Annotated in this window: 19 protein-coding genes; 8 read left to right on the top strand and 11 right to left on the bottom strand. The window is 40.1% G+C overall.

Annotated features, from left to right (window positions below; all coding sequences use genetic code 11):
- Positions 1 to 6: 6 nt before the first annotated feature.
- A complete protein-coding gene (fumC, locus tag AA637_RS06235; RefSeq protein ID WP_446684332.1) occupies positions 7 to 1,413 on the bottom strand; it encodes a class II fumarate hydratase in 1,407 nt (468 codons plus the stop codon).
- Positions 1,414 to 1,514: 101 nt separating this feature from the next.
- Positions 1,515 to 1,661: a hypothetical protein gene (locus AA637_RS06240; protein WP_446684333.1), complete on the bottom strand. Its 147-nt coding sequence runs from the start codon at positions 1,659 to 1,661 to the stop codon at positions 1,515 to 1,517.
- Positions 1,662 to 1,748: 87 nt separating this feature from the next.
- On the opposite strand from AA637_RS06240, the gene AA637_RS06245 reads away from it, so the two are divergent.
- Positions 1,749 to 3,101, top strand: coding sequence for a (Fe-S)-binding protein (locus tag AA637_RS06245; protein ID WP_446684334.1), 1,353 nt, complete (start codon positions 1,749 to 1,751; stop codon positions 3,099 to 3,101).
- Positions 3,102 to 3,283: 182 nt separating this feature from the next.
- Here the strand turns inward: AA637_RS06245 and AA637_RS06250 are convergent, their stop codons facing one another.
- Both AA637_RS06250 and AA637_RS06255 read right to left on the bottom strand, forming a co-directional pair.
- A complete protein-coding gene (locus AA637_RS06250) occupies positions 3,284 to 4,573 on the bottom strand; it encodes a M16 family metallopeptidase (RefSeq protein ID WP_446684335.1) in 1,290 nt (429 codons plus the stop codon).
- An 82-nt stretch (positions 4,574 to 4,655) separates the two neighbouring features.
- Positions 4,656 to 5,111, bottom strand: a complete 456-nt coding sequence (locus AA637_RS06255; protein WP_446684336.1) for an SH3 domain-containing protein — start codon at positions 5,109 to 5,111, stop codon at positions 4,656 to 4,658.
- Between the two features lie 265 nt (positions 5,112 to 5,376).
- Here AA637_RS06255 and AA637_RS06260 point away from each other — a divergent pair, with 265 nt between their 5' ends.
- The 3 genes from AA637_RS06260 (at position 5,377) to AA637_RS06270 (ending at position 7,218) form a co-directional block, all read left to right on the top strand.
- Entirely contained in the window at positions 5,377 to 5,667 is a 291-nt protein-coding gene (locus tag AA637_RS06260; RefSeq protein WP_446684337.1) for a phycobilisome linker polypeptide, read from the top strand.
- A gap of 43 nt (positions 5,668 to 5,710) precedes the next feature.
- Entirely contained in the window at positions 5,711 to 6,922 is a 1,212-nt protein-coding gene (petH, locus tag AA637_RS06265) for a ferredoxin--NADP reductase (protein ID WP_446684338.1), read from the top strand.
- Between the two features lie 107 nt (positions 6,923 to 7,029).
- Complete coding sequence (locus AA637_RS06270) at positions 7,030 to 7,218, top strand: NAD(P)H dehydrogenase subunit NdhS (RefSeq protein WP_446684542.1); 189 nt, start codon at positions 7,030 to 7,032, stop codon at positions 7,216 to 7,218.
- 100 nt (positions 7,219 to 7,318) lie between these two features.
- On the opposite strand, the gene AA637_RS06275 is transcribed toward AA637_RS06270, so the two are convergent.
- The 4 genes from AA637_RS06275 to AA637_RS06290 all read right to left on the bottom strand — a co-directional run bounded on the left by AA637_RS06275 (position 7,319) and on the right by AA637_RS06290 (position 10,986).
- Positions 7,319 to 8,488, bottom strand: coding sequence for a pyridoxal phosphate-dependent aminotransferase (locus AA637_RS06275; RefSeq protein WP_446684339.1), 1,170 nt, complete (start codon positions 8,486 to 8,488; stop codon positions 7,319 to 7,321).
- Between the two features lie 134 nt (positions 8,489 to 8,622).
- Complete coding sequence (locus AA637_RS06280; protein ID WP_446684340.1) at positions 8,623 to 10,104, bottom strand: alpha-amylase; 1,482 nt, start codon at positions 10,102 to 10,104, stop codon at positions 8,623 to 8,625.
- A gap of 81 nt (positions 10,105 to 10,185) precedes the next feature.
- Positions 10,186 to 10,464 (bottom strand): YiaA/YiaB family inner membrane protein, encoded by a 279-nt coding sequence (locus tag AA637_RS06285; protein ID WP_069790624.1) that lies wholly within the window; start codon positions 10,462 to 10,464, stop codon positions 10,186 to 10,188.
- Between the two features lie 189 nt (positions 10,465 to 10,653).
- Positions 10,654 to 10,986, bottom strand: coding sequence for a hypothetical protein (locus tag AA637_RS06290; RefSeq protein ID WP_446684341.1), 333 nt, complete (start codon positions 10,984 to 10,986; stop codon positions 10,654 to 10,656).
- A gap of 60 nt (positions 10,987 to 11,046) precedes the next feature.
- On the opposite strand from AA637_RS06290, the gene aat reads away from it, so the two are divergent.
- Positions 11,047 to 11,619 carry a leucyl/phenylalanyl-tRNA--protein transferase gene (gene aat / locus AA637_RS06295; protein ID WP_446684342.1) on the top strand — a complete coding sequence of 191 codons (573 nt, stop codon included), beginning with the start codon at positions 11,047 to 11,049 and terminating at the stop codon, positions 11,617 to 11,619.
- Between the two features lie 177 nt (positions 11,620 to 11,796).
- Here aat and trpA read toward each other — a convergent pair whose 3' ends face one another.
- From trpA to ndhL, 3 genes are all read right to left on the bottom strand, one after another.
- Positions 11,797 to 12,591 (bottom strand): tryptophan synthase subunit alpha, encoded by a 795-nt coding sequence (trpA, locus tag AA637_RS06300; RefSeq protein ID WP_446684343.1) that lies wholly within the window; start codon positions 12,589 to 12,591, stop codon positions 11,797 to 11,799.
- 68 nt (positions 12,592 to 12,659) lie between these two features.
- Complete coding sequence (locus AA637_RS06305; RefSeq protein ID WP_446684344.1) at positions 12,660 to 12,950, bottom strand: DUF3007 family protein; 291 nt, start codon at positions 12,948 to 12,950, stop codon at positions 12,660 to 12,662.
- 18 nt (positions 12,951 to 12,968) lie between these two features.
- Positions 12,969 to 13,220, bottom strand: coding sequence for an NAD(P)H-quinone oxidoreductase subunit L (gene ndhL, locus AA637_RS06310; RefSeq protein WP_069790631.1), 252 nt, complete (start codon positions 13,218 to 13,220; stop codon positions 12,969 to 12,971).
- Positions 13,221 to 13,372: 152 nt separating this feature from the next.
- On the opposite strand from ndhL, the gene petG reads away from it, so the two are divergent.
- From petG to AA637_RS06325, 3 genes are all read left to right on the top strand, one after another.
- The gene (gene petG, locus AA637_RS06315; protein ID WP_069790632.1) at positions 13,373 to 13,489 is read left to right on the top strand and encodes a cytochrome b6-f complex subunit V; all 117 of its coding nucleotides are present in this window, start codon (positions 13,373 to 13,375) and stop codon (positions 13,487 to 13,489) included.
- 120 nt (positions 13,490 to 13,609) lie between these two features.
- A complete protein-coding gene (glgA, locus tag AA637_RS06320) occupies positions 13,610 to 15,034 on the top strand; it encodes a glycogen synthase GlgA (RefSeq protein ID WP_446684345.1) in 1,425 nt (474 codons plus the stop codon).
- A 76-nt stretch (positions 15,035 to 15,110) separates the two neighbouring features.
- Positions 15,111 to 15,713 carry an L-threonylcarbamoyladenylate synthase gene (locus tag AA637_RS06325; protein WP_446684346.1) on the top strand — a complete coding sequence of 201 codons (603 nt, stop codon included), beginning with the start codon at positions 15,111 to 15,113 and terminating at the stop codon, positions 15,711 to 15,713.
- Positions 15,714 to 15,728: the final 15 nt, after the last annotated feature.

Consider the following 15,728-nt stretch of genomic DNA (forward strand, 5'->3'; position numbering starts at 1 on the left):
ATTTAGTTATTGATGAGGATAAGCCATTTTATTTAAATCAATACAATTATCAAACTCCTCTGCACTCAAATAACCTAGTTTTAAAGTGGCTTCCTTGAGAGTTAAATTATCATGGTGGGCAAGGTGTGCTATCTCCGAGGCTTTGTCGTAGCCAATGACAGGACTAAGGGAGGTTACTAACATTAAAGATTGATTAACTAATTGATTAATTCTCTTCCGATTGGGTTGCATATCTTTAACGGTAAAGTCAGTAAAGTTGTTGCAACTGTCGGACAAAATTTTGATGGACTGAATGATGTTATAAATCATCATGGGCTTATATACATTCATATCCAGATAGCCACTAGCCCCTGCAAAACTAACGGCCGTATCATAACCCATCACCTGCACTGCCACCATGGCTAAAGCCTCGCACTGGGTGGGGTTTACTTTACCAGGCATTATAGATGAACCGGGTTCGTTGGCGGGTAATTCTAGCTCGTTTAATCCTGCCCTTGGGCCACAGGCAAGTAAGCGTATATCGTTGGCGATTTTGTAAAGGGAACAAGCAAGGGTTTTGAGGGTGGCACTTAACATTACCATGGCATCATGGGAACCCATGACGGTAAATTTGTTGGGGGCGGTGATGAAGGGTAATCCCGTTTGTTGGGCGATGTAGTGGGCAGACTTTTCGGCAAAGCCTTTGGGGGCGTTTATTCCTGTACCTAGGGCGGTGCCTCCGAGGGCTAGTTGATAGATTTCGGGTAGGATGTTGTTAAGGCGTTGTAGGTTATCACCGAGCATCCCTACATACCCTGAAAATTCTTGTCCGAGGCTCAGGGGTACGGCATCTTGGAGGTGAGTTCTACCGATTTTAATAATGTCTTGCCATGCTTGGGCTTTTTGGTGTAGGGCATCCCTTAATTTAGTTACTTTGGGGATTAAACGGTTATTAAGAGCGATCGCACTGGCGATGTGCATAGCCGTGGGAAAGGTATCATTGGAAGACTGGGACATATTAACATCATCATTGGGATGGATGGGATTTTTTGACCCCAATTGGCCCCCAACCATTTGAATAGCACGGTTAGCGATAACCTCATTGACATTCATATTTGATTGAGTGCCACTGCCCGTCATCCATACATATAAGGGAAAATGATCATCCCATTTCCCTGCCAAAATTTCCTCACAGGCGATCGCAATTAAATTCGCCTTTTCTTTATCCAAACAACCCAAATCACAGTTAGCTGAGGCAGAGGCTTTTTTGAGGATAGCAAACGCCCTAATTACTTCCATGGGCATCATATCTTCCCCGATAGAAAAATGGTGTAACGAGCGCTGGGTTTGCGCACCCCAGAGGCGATCGCACTCTACCCGTACTTCACCCATACTATCTTTTTCAACCCGAAAATTATTACTTGCCTCTGCCATCTTTTTTTAATTGATAATTGAAAATGGATAATTAAACCAATTCAGAATATATAACATTCTGAAATCATAGGTAAGAATTGTAAATAATAAAAAACCATTGCCTATTCCCCATTGCCTATTCCCTGCTTTAACCAAGAAGATAAAGGCTCATCATGAATATCTAACCGTAAAACTCCAGCCACAAAACCCCCCACAAAAGCCACAGGTTGCTTAGAGGCTTCCTCACAAACAAAAAATAACTCTTGCAAAAACATAAGATACCCCAAAAATACAAACATCACTCGATATAATTAATTTAAACACATTCCCAGCCAACCACTGTGAAAAAATCATCCATGAATGTAAGCAACCCCTCACAAATTCCCGTCACCAACGACAAAAATTTACCAGGATTTGACTACAAAAACCCTCCATCCCAAGAATTAATCGATCAATGCGTCCATTGTGGCTTCTGCCTTTCCACCTGCCCCAGTTATCGCATCATCGGCAAAGAAATGGACTCCCCGAGGGGTAGAATTTATCTCATGGATGCCATAAATAAAGGAGAAGCCAGTTTAAATCAAGCCACCGCTCAACACTTCGACAGTTGCTTAGGTTGCCTTGCCTGTGTAAGTACCTGTCCATCAGGGGTACAATACGATCAACTTATCGCCAAAACTCGCCCCCAAGTAGAAAGAAATCAACTCCGCAACCCATGGGAAAAATTTCTGCGTTTCATCATTTTTAACCTTTTCCCCTACCCCAAAAGACTAGGCTTTTTCTTACCTCTATTGTGGCTTTACCAAGTATCAGGATTACAAACCCTCGTCAGGAAAATTAAACTCCTCAAACCTTTTCCCCGCATCGAGGCGATGGAATCTATTTTGCCAAAAATAAGTCTCAAAACCATTAATAAAAAATATCCCTATGTCATCCCCAGTCAAACAGAAAAAAAATATCGGGTAGGAGTTATCTTAGGCTGTGTGCAACGACTCTTTTTTGATTCCGTCAATGAAGCCACGGTGAGAGTTTTAACCGCCAATGGCTGTGAGGTAGTTATTCCCCCATCTCAGGGATGTTGCTCTGCCCTTCCAGCGCACCAGGGCCAAGAAAATCAAGCCCAAGCCTTTGCCCGTCAGATGATTGATAGTTTTGCCGATGCTGATGTGGACTACATTATTATCAACGCAGCAGGTTGCGGACATACCCTCAAGGAATATGCCCATATCTTAGCTGATGACCCTGAATATTTACCTAAAGCCCAAGAATTTGTCAGTAAGGTTCGGGATGTGCAGGAGTTCCTCGCAGACATTGATTTTATCGCCCCTCTCGCCCCCATTACGGAGGATAAATTCACCCTAGTATATCAGGATGCCTGTCACCTGTTACATGGTCAAAAAATTAGTTTACAGCCCCGTAAATTACTTAATTTGATCCCCAATATTGAGCTAAAAGAACCCCTAGACGCCGCGCTATGTTGTGGTAGTGCTGGTGTTTATAATATGTTACAACCTGAGGTTGCAGACGAATTGGGAGAACAAAAAGTGCGCAATTTGCTTGATACGGGGGCACGGGCGATCGCATCTCCTAACCCTGGTTGCGCCTTACAAATTACTAAACATTTGGCAAAACAAGGGCATAATATCTCTGTTTTTCATCCTATGGAATTGCTAGATAAATCCATTCGAGGAGATAAGGTGATGAAATGATAAGGATTAGGGGTTATAAAATTTTGGGTAGTGCTTAATTAGGGGATAAAAATATAGTTGAATTATTCAAACAACTTAGTATTTAACATATTATCACCATTCCCTATTCCTTGCCTCCATGAAAAATCATTTATAAAATCAGCAATTCTAAATTTTTATTATCAACCATCCATTATCCATTATTAACGACCATGTACTTCACACGCCGCATAATATTGAGGACAAAGATATTGGGAAGCGTAACATTTCAATTGTTCTGGAGTTAAATTCATTAATATGTCTGGATATTGAAGGGCTAATTTAGCATCTTTTAAAACATGATAATAGCCATATAACCCTGCTAATTGTTCGGGGGTTTCGGTGGAAAATATATAGTCATGAATTAAGGATTTTTTAAAGTTGGCTATTTCTTTTTCTTGCATATTCGTAGTTTGTAACTTATAAATTTCTTGGCGGATAATTCCCTCTACTTTATTAAGATTTTGAGGAAATAAATAAGCAGAAATAGTAAACAAACTAGAGTCTTTTTGTAAGGAAAAATCACAGCTAATATCTAATACTAATTGTTTTTCTTCCCTTAGTTGTCGAACTAAGCGGGATGTTCTACCCCCTGCTAAAATCATCGAAATCAGGTCAAGGGCGATCGCCCCTTCAAGATTATCAATACCAGGGCCACTCCAACCCATAATTAATCGAGACTGCTCAAGACGGGGAAAAAATAACTGTTTACGGCGAATATCCACCATGGGCGGCTCACTATCAAAAACCACTGGAGGGCATTCCGAGCGCACCCCAAAATTACCAAAAGAATCTTCGATAAGGGCGATCGCATCTTTTTCTCGAATATCCCCCACCAACACCACCGACATCCGCTCAGGCTGATAATGGGTTTTATGAAAACAACGCATCTGATTAGGAGTATTTTCTAACAATAAACCCTCCTCCCCCAACACCGAACGACCATAAGGATGACTAGGATAAATTAAATTAGAAAGACATTGAAAAGCCAACCAATCATAATCATCATTACTCGCCCTCAACTCCTCCAACACCACATCCCTTTCCAAATAAAACTCCTCATCAGGAATCTGAGCCTGTAACAAAATCTCTCCCAAATAAGGTAAAGTCGCCCCCACGTACTGACTCGCCGTCACCAAAAAGAAATGAGCATAATCATAACTCGTGGCCGCATTAGCAAAACCCCCATTATTCTCCACCACAAAATCAAACTCCCCAGGTAACACATTCAAAGAACCCTTAAAAATCATATGCTCCAAAAAATGAGCTATCCCAAACCAACCCACAGGCTCCTTTGTTATCCCCGCATCTACCCAGACATCCGCCACCACCACCGAACTATGGGGCATATCATGATGAACCACCCTCAAACCATTAGACAAAGGAATGACATTCACAGAACCATTATTGATTAACTTTAGTGAGTTTGAGTTACTACTTGCAGATAAAACCATGGATGAAGAATTACGTATCTTTATCCCATATTAGCCTTAAGCATCCCTTAACCATCACAATTATCCATAAATCATTACATGACTAATCAATACGGTTAACATTTCCCGCCTTAACCCATGCCTCCTGCCCAGTAGTCACAACCCTTACCCTTTCCCAGTTATTATCATCACTCCTGCCCAAAATAATCAACTCCTGATTATAAGCAACACCCCCAACCCGCTCAGCCGTTTCCGTAGGCTCTCCCCTTAAAATTAATCCCGTATTCCAAGTTACCGTGGCACGATAAGCCCCTGCGGGTAAATCATCTTCCTCTTCAGGCTCAGGCTCCGGTTCAGGTTCGGGTTCGGGCTCTGGCTCTTGGGTAATAGTTGCATCATCTTCAGGAGGTTGTTGGCTTTCAAAGGACTCCAGAGGATTATTCGGCTCTCCCGATACCCTTGTCAAAAAATAATAAGCACCCCCAGCAAGTCCTCCACCAAACAAAACCATGCCGATAATAAAGCCTAGAATAAATTGAAAACAGCCCGATATGTTCATAGTAAATTACAAGGTTGGTATGCCAGAATTTGTAGGAATAATTATAACAACCCACGGCTATCAATGGTAATCAATACCAACCCATGGCAAAAGTTATAACCTCAATAACTCTCAACATTTAAGCTCCACAAATTTTGGTAAAATTTAATACAAGCCTAAAAATATCGAGATAAAACTACTTTATAATGTAGTGAAAACTTGACATAGTAAGCAATTTAAGACAAACTTTAGATTACTTTAATAACATCAGGAGTATATTAAAGATATGAGAAATACCAAGGTTGTAAAAACTTTTGCTAAAAATGCCGCCGTTGAAGAACGCCGCTTTTTGTTTGAAGTTTCTGGGATTTCCCAACAGGGAGATAACAACTTAGAATATGCCATTCGTAAGAGTGGAAATTCTTTTTTAGCAGTTCCCTATTCTCGTATGAATCAGGAAATGAACCGTATCAACCGTCTAGGCGGTAAGATTGTCAATATCTCCCCTATTGGTGTAGTAGCTCCTGTGGCAGGAAATACTGAGCCTCAAGAAGCACACCAAGAAACTGATGACTAATAAAGAAGCAAAATCAGCGTAAGGAGTTTAGCAATCGCAATCAATGAAAAAATTTAATACAGTAAAAACCTTTTCCAATAATTCTGTCATCGAAGAACGTCGTTTCCTCTTTGAAGTTGTTGGAATTTCTCAACAAGGAAGTAATAATTTAGACTATCCTATTCGTCAGAGTGGAACAAGTTTTATTACAGTTCCCTATTCTCGGATGAATCAGGAGATGAATCGGATTAATCGCCTTGGAGGGAAAATTGTTAACATTACCCCCATCGGTATTAATACCCCTGTTCAAGCTCAAGGTCTAAGTTCAAGTTCTGAAAAAACTACGAACCATAAACCCATGACTCAAGCTCAAGAAAAAAAAGAAAAAAAAGAGGTAAAAGTACCTGTCAATATATATCGTCCTAAAAATCCTTTTGTGGGCAAGTGTATTGAAAATTACGAACTTGTTGCCGAAGGCGGTAGTGGTACTGTACGCCATTTAACTTTTGATCTTTCTGATGGTGATTTACATTATTTGGAAGGTCAAAGTATTGGTATCATTCCCCCCGGAGAAGATGAAAGAGGAAAACCCCATAAGTTACGCCTTTATTCCATTGCTTCGACTCGTCACGGTGACAAGTTAGACGACAAGACAGTTTCTTTATGTGTTCGTCAATTAGAATATCAAAACGAAGAGGGAGAAACCGTACAAGGTGTATGTTCCACTTATCTTTGTAACCTAGAAGAAAACGCTGACGTAGCTATTACTGGCCCTGTGGGTAAAGAGATGCTCTTACCTGATGATGAAGATGCAACCATCGTTATGTTAGCTACTGGTACTGGTATTGCTCCTTTCCGTGCGTTTTTATGGCGTATGTTCAAAGAAAGAGAGTTAAACCCTGATTATCAGTTTAAAGGTTTAGCTTGGTTAGTTTTCGGCATTCCTTACACTCAAAACATTCTTTATAAAGAAGAGTTGGAGAAAATGGCCAAGGAATATTCTGATAATTTCCGTTTAACCTATGCCATCAGCCGTGAGCAAAAAACCGATGACGGTGGAAAAATGTATGTTCAAAGCCGTGTAAGCGAGTATGCTGACGAGTTATTTGAATTAATCCAAAAACCTAATACCCATGTTTATATGTGTGGTTTGAAAGGTATGGAGCCTCCTATTTCTGATACCTTTACCGCTGAGGCGGAGAAAAGAGGTATGAATTGGGATGAGATGCGCAAACAGATGAAAAAAGAACATCGTTGGCACGTTGAGGTTTATTAGGTGGTAAAGGACGTATCATACTACGTCCTTGTAGGTGTTAGGTTATGGGTGACAGTGGTTTAAGAGCTTCTGTTACCTTTTTTATTGTTTATGGAGGATTTATAGTTATGATTATTTTACCTGGTTCTTTGGTTAAGGTGAATAGCCCTGATGATATTTACCATGATTTTCAAGGGTTGGTACAGAGGGTTTCTGATGGTAAGGCTGCGGTTTTATTTGAGGGGGGTAATTGGGATAAGTTAATTACTTTTAGGTTATCTGAGTTGGAAATTTTTGACCCCAAGGCTAGTAAGTAATATTATTTTGGTGACAAGGGACTGGAAATTATTTATTTTGCTGGCAAGGGGTTTAAACCCCTTGTTTTAAATTGTTTTTAGGGAGTAGGTGGAATTATTTTTAGGTTAGCCTTTTAACAAATTGAGCAAATTTATCTAATCCTTTATTGATAGATGTCATGTCGGTGGCGTAGGAAAAACGAATACATCTATCTTCACCGAAGGCTATACCGGGGATGGTGGCAACGTTTTCTTCTTGGAGCAGTTTTGTGCAAAAGTCAAGGGAAGTTAGTCCTGTGGCGCTAATATCGACAAATAGATAAAATGCTCCTTGGGGCATGGGGGCGCTGATGTGGGAAATACTAGCAATGGCTTGGGACATGACTTTTCTTCTTTGGGTGAAGGCTTCTAACATGCTAGCTACACAGTCTTGGGATGAGTTTAAGGCGGCGATCGCGCCATATTGAGCAAAGGTACACACGTTAGATGTACTATGGCCCTGAACTTTTACCATGGCTTTAATAATTTCGGTGGGGGCGGCTACATAACCAACCCGCCATCCCGTCATGGAATAGGCTTTGGCAAACCCATTACTGGTGATGGTACGTTTAAATATTTCTTCATTCACTGCCCCAATGCTTAGATGGGTTGCACCATCATAAAGAATTTTCTCGTAAATTTCATCGGACACCACCAAAATGTCATGGTCGATAATTATTTGAGCTATGGTCTTGATTTCTTCTGGGCTATACACCGCCCCTGTGGGGTTAGAAGGGCTGTTGAGGACAAATAACTTAGTTTTTGGGGTAATAGCTTGTTTTAACTGATCTGGGGTGATTTTGTAATTGTTTTCAGCGGTGGTAGGAACAATAACGGGTTTTCCCCCTGCCAGAGTGACCATTTCGGGATAGCTCAACCAATAGGGGGCAGGAATAATAACCTCGTCTCCTGCTTCAATTAATACCATCATTAGGTTGTATAAGGAGTGTTTGCCTCCGTTGGTGACGATGATGTTTTCTGGTTGATAATTTAGATTATTGTCTTTTTGGAGTTTATGGGCGATCGCCTCTCGTAACGCCAACTCACCAACCGCCGCTCCATACTTCGTTTTGCCCTCATCCAGAGCCTTTTTTGCTGCCTCCTTAATGTGCGCTGGAGTATCAAAATCAGGTTCCCCCGCACTAAAACTACAAACGTCCAAACCCTGAGCCTTCATCGCTTTAGCTTCCGCCGTGATTGTTAAAGTAATAGAGGGATTAACCTGAGCAATTCTTTGAGCTAATTTAATCATCTTTTATTATAAAAATTTATCTTTTCACCATTTTAAATATTAAATAGTGTGCAGGGGTTAAAAAAATAACAAACTTCAGCTTTGTTACAAAACGTAAATAATATCAATAATTAAGGTGCGCTGGAAAACTGGATTTAGGAAACAGGTATCCACACAGAAATTGAACCAGGGGGGCAAGGAAAATCAGCCCAACCATCATCATCCGTCGTAACCCGTTGCTCAATATGCTCTGTTAGATCCATATATTCACAATTAGATTGTCCCACTTCCATCCTTTTAAAACCCTCTTCCCCATTCGTTAACACCACCGCAACTCCCCCCGGATGTTCTTCATCCCCCAACCTTGTCCAACCGATGGTATTAGGATGATCAAAATAGTCATATTGCTCCCCATAAGCACAATTTTGGCGTACCCACAAAAACTTATCTATTAACCATTTGTGACTTTCTAACCATATTTCATATTCTTCCCCATCATTACCCCTATCTTTGTAATGGGCGCCGTAATAGTCAGCATGGAAAATACAAGGATAACCCTCCCTTCTAAGCAAAATTAGGGCATAGGCATGGGGTTTAAACCAACCTTCCACCACCGACTCCAAAGATTGTAAAGGTTGAGAGTCATGGTTATCAACTAAAGTAACCGCTAAAGACGGTTCATTTTTTACCAAGGAATTATCAAAAATTGTAGTTAAATCATAATCGCTTCCCTGCTTGCTAGCCGCTGCAAAATTGTAATGTAAAGGGGCATCAAATAACGCCACATGACCATCCGTAATGGTTATAAAATGGTGTAGTGCCTCCACTTCATAGGACCAATACTCCCCCACCGCAAACAAATCTTGTTTTGTATATCCCCGTAAATGATTTAACCACTCGGCAAAAAACGTAGCTTCAACGTGTTTTACCGCATCAAAACGAAAACCATCCACCCCCGTGGTGTCCATATACCATTCACCCCATTTTTTTATATCTTCCCTCACCTCTTCGGAACTAAAATCTACATTACAACCCATCAAATAATCATAGTTACCATGCTCTAAATCAACCTCCTCATCAAAAGATTTACCTTCAAATACATAAATGGCATTATCATCGTCACCTTCGTAGGCGTTGTAATCTACTGAGTCAAAATACCACCAATGTAATTCTGCATCAGAGTATTTGCCTTTACGACCGGGAAAAGTAAAATGAGTCCATGCTTTAATGTTTCTCTCCTCTCCCATGGCTTCATAGCGATTTTGGGGGTTGTAGGGGGTTGCGTTGACTTCCTCAGATTTATCTGCCCCCAGACGATGATTAAAGACCATATCTGCGTAGATATGCACCCCAGCGGATTGAGCTTTTTTGATGGCGTTAAGATATTCTTCTTTGGTGCCGTATTTTGTTCTTACGGACTGTTTTTGATCAAATTCTCCTAAATCGTATAAATCGTAAACTCCATAACCCACATCATAACCTCCTGCAACTCCTTTATAGGCGGGGGGTAACCATAGGGCAGTGATACCTACGTCGGCTAATTCTTGAGCTTTTTCGGCTACTTCTTTCCACAAATTTCCATCAGGCTCTGTGTACCAGTGGAAATATTGCATCATTACGCCATTAGTTTCACTCATAATTTTTTTTATCTTAAAGATAGGTTCCTACATTATGAGTTAATTTTTTTTATTTTGTGTGTATTTTTTATTAAGAAAAAATTAGATGTTGTTATTATGCTCTGCCAAAATTCTTTCTACCTTAGCTTCTTCTAGTTTAGAGATTATTCTGGTGGATTCATGAATGTCTCTTTGGGTTTTTGTCAGACTAACGGTGGAACCTACAGAAAATAAAAGTCCCATGCCCATGAAGGCTTTTATCCAAGAGTCCACGGGCATATAAAAAATTCCCACAGAGGTTACACCTACGGAAATTATAAATGATAACCATGTTTGAATTACCCAAGCAGAACTATGGCTTTGTGTTACTTGTTCTTTCATTTTTTACCTTATTTCTTTATGATTAATGGAATTTTTTTATTTTAGAAAAAGGTTATTTAATTTTTTTTTATGGTGTGACAGTATTTAAATTGTCTTAGGTTATAACTCTTGAAAAACGCAAAAAATTAGTTTTATCGAGCTTTATCAACGGATATTGGCGATCGCCCCTAAGTATTTCATCTAAAAAAATCAATTGTTACCACAACAGGTATCAATGCCCAAACTCCTAAGAATTAAATCACTGACAGCATTGGCGATCGCAAATTCACTATAAAAACTTTTCTGAAAATCAAAAGACTGCATCTCAGTAACAATAGCAATTACCAAAGAACCTAAATCATTTTCTCCCTCAAGACGATGACGAATAAAAATCTGAGAAGCACGATAAGCAATAGTTTCATTAATAGTCTCCGGCAAAAATTCCTCATTTAACCATTGATGAAGATTCTGCCGTAGCCAATTGGCTTCTACTTCAACATTTTCGATAGGAGGTAAAACAATGGGAGGAATAGGTTGAGACATGATTAAATATTACAATAGATAAGTTGTCTTAATAATGATTATATAAATATTTTCCATCCTATGATAGATATTAGCTCCATTATTCAAGGCTATGCCCATGGTAATTTTTTGATGGCTGATGATTACGATAATTTGGGGTGGTATTCTAGCAACGAGCGCACCCTAATCCCCCTAGATGAACGCTTCCGCTATCCAAAGTCCCTAAAACGAGTTTTAAACCAAAATAAGTTTTCCGTAGCCATAAATAAAGATTTCAAGGGAGTATGTCTAGGATGTGCTAATCGAGAAACTACTTGGATTTCTAAGGATTTAATGGAAATATATCTTAAACTCAATCACGCTGGGTGGGCGCACAGTTTCGAGACTTGGCAGGGGGATAAACTGGCAGGGGGAATCCTTGGTATCGTTATCAAAGGGGCTTTTATTGGGGAATCGATGTTTTTTAATATTCCCGATGCTTCTAAGGTGGCCATGGTTAAATTGGTACAGCATTTACGTTCTCGCCATTTTGTTTTATTTGATGCTCAAATGCAAAATCCTCACCTTGCCCGATTTGGCTCTTATATTATCGAAAATCATGAGTATATTAGGTTATTAAATCAGGCTTTGGATCGTCCTTGTAAATTCGATTAAAATTAGGTGTCAGGTTTTAACTTTAAGGAGAAGAAAAAATGATCAATTTACTTTTCCAGTTTTGACAAATCCTGTTCTACCACCGTCTAAACTTCTTCTAAATCTTTTCTCAAATAATCATCAATTAAATCGAATTTAGTATGTATTAATATGGTGGGCAATGCCCACCTTATGGGGTTATTTTATCGCTTGTTTTAATTCGGCACAAAAATCTGCGATCGCCTTTAAACCCACTTCAGGCTCTTGGTTTGCCAACCTTTTAACAAAAGCACTACCCACAATTACTCCATCAGCACCCCATTCCCTTATCTGGGTAGCCTGAGAAGGTTCGGAAATACCAAAACCAACTCCAATGGGTTTATCCGTCGCACTATTTAACTGCACAATCAAATCTTTTACCCTCGTTTGGATTTCATTTCTCATGCCTGTAACCCCCGTCACACTGACAAGATAGATAAATCCTTGGGACTTAAGGGCGATCGCCTTTATCCTCTCCATGGGGCTTGTGGGCGCTACCAATAGAGTCACTTCAATACCATTAGCCTGGGCTAACTGCAAGAAACTTTCCGCCTCCTCTAGGGGTAAATCAGGCACCACCAAACCCTTAACCCCCGCTTCGGCAATCTGACTTAAAAAATTTTCTGCCCCACGATAAAAAATAGGATTGTAATAGGTAAACAAAATAATGGGCGTAGATACCTTCGTTACCACCCTTTTGACCAATTCCAACACCTGATCCAAATTAACCCCTTTTTGCAACGCACGGGTAGCCGCAGCTTGAATCACAGGGCCATCAGCCAGAGGATCAGAATAAGGCACTCCCAACTCAATCATATCAGCACCATTTTCCGCCAAAAGGGCGAGCGCCTTTTCCGTAGTAGCCAAATCAGGATCACCCGCTGTAATAAAAGGAATTAAAGCACATTCACCCCGTTGCTTGAGGTTTGCAAAACATTGAGAAACAGAACTCATTTAAACTATTAATATAAAAATTTTCTTAGCATTAAAATCATACATTAAGCTGAGTTGCCTATGGATATTTATTGCTTGTCACCCATCAACTTTTCAATCTCTTCAGGAGTCATCTTTTCTAGCTGTTTAGCAAAAAAAGCATCGTCATAATCCTTTACCTGCTTATGATAGGTCATATCATTGGTAAACACTCGAATCACATAAGTTGATACCCAACCAATTAAACCCAACACCAAAATTACCTGACTCCAGATACCAGCATCCGCCGCATCCAAACCCACTACCTTAAAAGCAACATAGATAATACCCCCAGTCAAAAAGAATCCAAGGGCGATTAAAATAGCATCAATCCTTCTCATAGTAATAAAAAATTTTAGTTAATTTAACTCTCGACGACGGGGACGGAAATTAAGGAAAGGACTAAATAACAACATTCCAGGGAAAGAGAAGAACACAAGAAAATACATAAATGCTCTCTCAAAAGAACTAGCTACATACCAGCGTTTATTAAGATAAAAATAAACCCCCGCAGGAAGAATCAACAAGTATAAGCCACTTAGACTAAGATATAAAGCCGCTGTGATAATTGTTTCTAGGTCAATGTTTTCAATACTTAACAGATTTTCCATCACTAAATTTAGATACTAGATAAAATTACTTACCGTGTACTACGGCTCACCCCATTATAAAACAAACAGACCATAACTCAATTGACAATTAACAATGGACAATGGACAATTAAAGTTAATATGAAAAAAAGTTAACAAACTAGGAGATAAAAATGATTGAACCCTTATTACTAGGCATCGTGATTGGACTAATTCCTGTTACCTTAATGGGATTATTTTTTGCTGCATATCGTCAATACAAACGTACCAATGAAATTGGGGTAGAGTAGGTAGATATTAGGGGTTTAAGGGTTAGGTATCAGACTAACAAAAAATAATTTGGCATAGGTGCAAAGATTGTGTCACAATCACCCTAGTCAATAAAGAAAGCACATCTAGTCTGAATCACTATGCGAATTTTATTTGTGGCGGCGGAAGCGTCACCCATAGCTAAGGTTGGGGGTATGGGGGATGTTGTGGGAGCATTACCCAAGATACTAAGGAAATTAGGTCATGATGTCAGGATAATTATGCCTTATTATGGCTTTTTACCTGATAAAGTAGATATTCCCATTGAGCCTGTGTGGTGGGGCGATGCCATGTTTCAAAAGTTCGCTGTATATGAAACCCTTTTGCCTGAAACTGATGTCCCTCTCTACTTATTTGGACATCCTTGTTTTTCTGGCCGTAGTGTTTATGGTGGTGATGATGAATATTGGCGTTTTACTTTCTTTGCCAATGGCGCCGCAGAGTTTGCTTGGAATTATTGGAAGCCTCAAATTATCCATTGTCATGATTGGCATACGGGGATGATACCTGTGTGGATGAGTAATTCCCCTGACATTAGCACTGTTTTCACTATTCATAATCTAGCTTATCAGGGTCCCGGTCGTGAGATGTTGGAAAAAATTACATGGTGTCCTTGGCATATGCAGGGGGATAATGCCATGGCAGCGGGATTACAGTTTGCGGATGTGGTAAATACGGTTTCTCCTACCTATGCAGCACAGATTAAGACTCCTGAGTATGGGGAAAATCTCCATGGTTTGTTGTCTTGGATTAGTGGTAAGACAAGGGGAATTATTAATGGTATTGATACGGAAAAATATAACCCTGCCACAGATAGATTAATTGCTCAGAATTTTACCCCTGAAACCATCGAAAAACGTCCTTTAAATAAAGTTAGGTTACAAGAAGAATCGGGGTTAGAAATTAATCGTAATGCTTTTCTAATTGGTATGGTTACTCGTTTGGTAGAGCAAAAGGGTATTGATCTTGTTTTACAAACTTTAGAGCGATTTTTGGCTTATACTGATGCTCAGTTAATTATACTGGGTACGGGCGATCGCTTTTACGAAACCCAATTATGGGAAATTTCTGCCCGTTATCGAGGGAGAATTTCGGTACAGTTACTCCACAACGAAACTATCTCCCGTCGGGTATATAGTGGCATAGATGCCTTTTTGATGCCCTCTCGTTTTGAGCCTTGCGGTATCAGTCAGATGTTGGCAATGCGCTATGGTGCCATTCCTATTGTGCGTAAAACAGGGGGCTTAGTGGACACTGTGCCATTTTTCAAACCCACCGAAAATGAGGGGTTAGGGTACTGTTTCGATCGTTATGAGCCTCTGGATTTATATACTTGTATGATTAGGGCTTATGAAGGTTTCCGCTTTAAGGATGCTTGGCAGAAGTTACAGGTTAGGGCTATGAGTCAAGACTTTAGCTGGTATCGCTCCTCGGAAGATTATATTAAAATGTATCGTGAGGTTATCGGTGAAGCCCCTGAGTTGACGGCTAAGGAACAAAAAATTATTGCTCAAAAAGTAAAGTAATTTTTCTTCATCCCCAAGGGGTTTTAACCCCTTGCCTTACCAAATAATTTCATTCTTTATTCTCAATTACATTCCCATGGCTCTTGTTTCCCAATCTGATTTAGTACAAAGTGCGCGCTGCGAAGCAGATCCCTGCAGGATCGCCCATTATGTGGTCAGTTTCCCTACGGATACGGTGCCAGCTTTGGCAGTTGCCCCTCATCGGGCAGAGTTGATTTTTGAACTTAAGCAACGCTCCCAAGAAAAACCCCTTATCTTGATGACAGGGGAAATTGAAGATATATGGGAATATGTACAGGGTAGCCATGGAGAGTTGAAAATTTGGCAAGAAATGGCTTACAAATATCTCCCTGGGGCGCTGACGATGGTTTTACCAGCCTCGGTGAAAGTGCCTTCTACCATGAATCCCCTTAACCCCACCAGTATTGGGGTAAGAGTGCCAAATCATGCCATTGCCAGAGATATTTTACGGCAAACAGGACCATTGGCTACTACCAGCGCCAATTTATCAGGGGAGGATGCTTTAACGGATATGAGTGCGATCGCCCTTAAATTCCCATCCGTAGCAGTATTAGACTATCAAAATAATATCACCGAAGCAGTCCCCTCCACTGTCATTAAATGGACAGGAAAAGATTGGCAAGTACTAAGACAAGGAAAAATAGTAATTGATAATTGATAATTGATAATTTAA

The organism is Cyanobacterium sp. HL-69 (assembly GCA_002813895.1).
GTDB lineage: Bacteria > Cyanobacteriota > Cyanobacteriia > Cyanobacteriales > Cyanobacteriaceae > Cyanobacterium.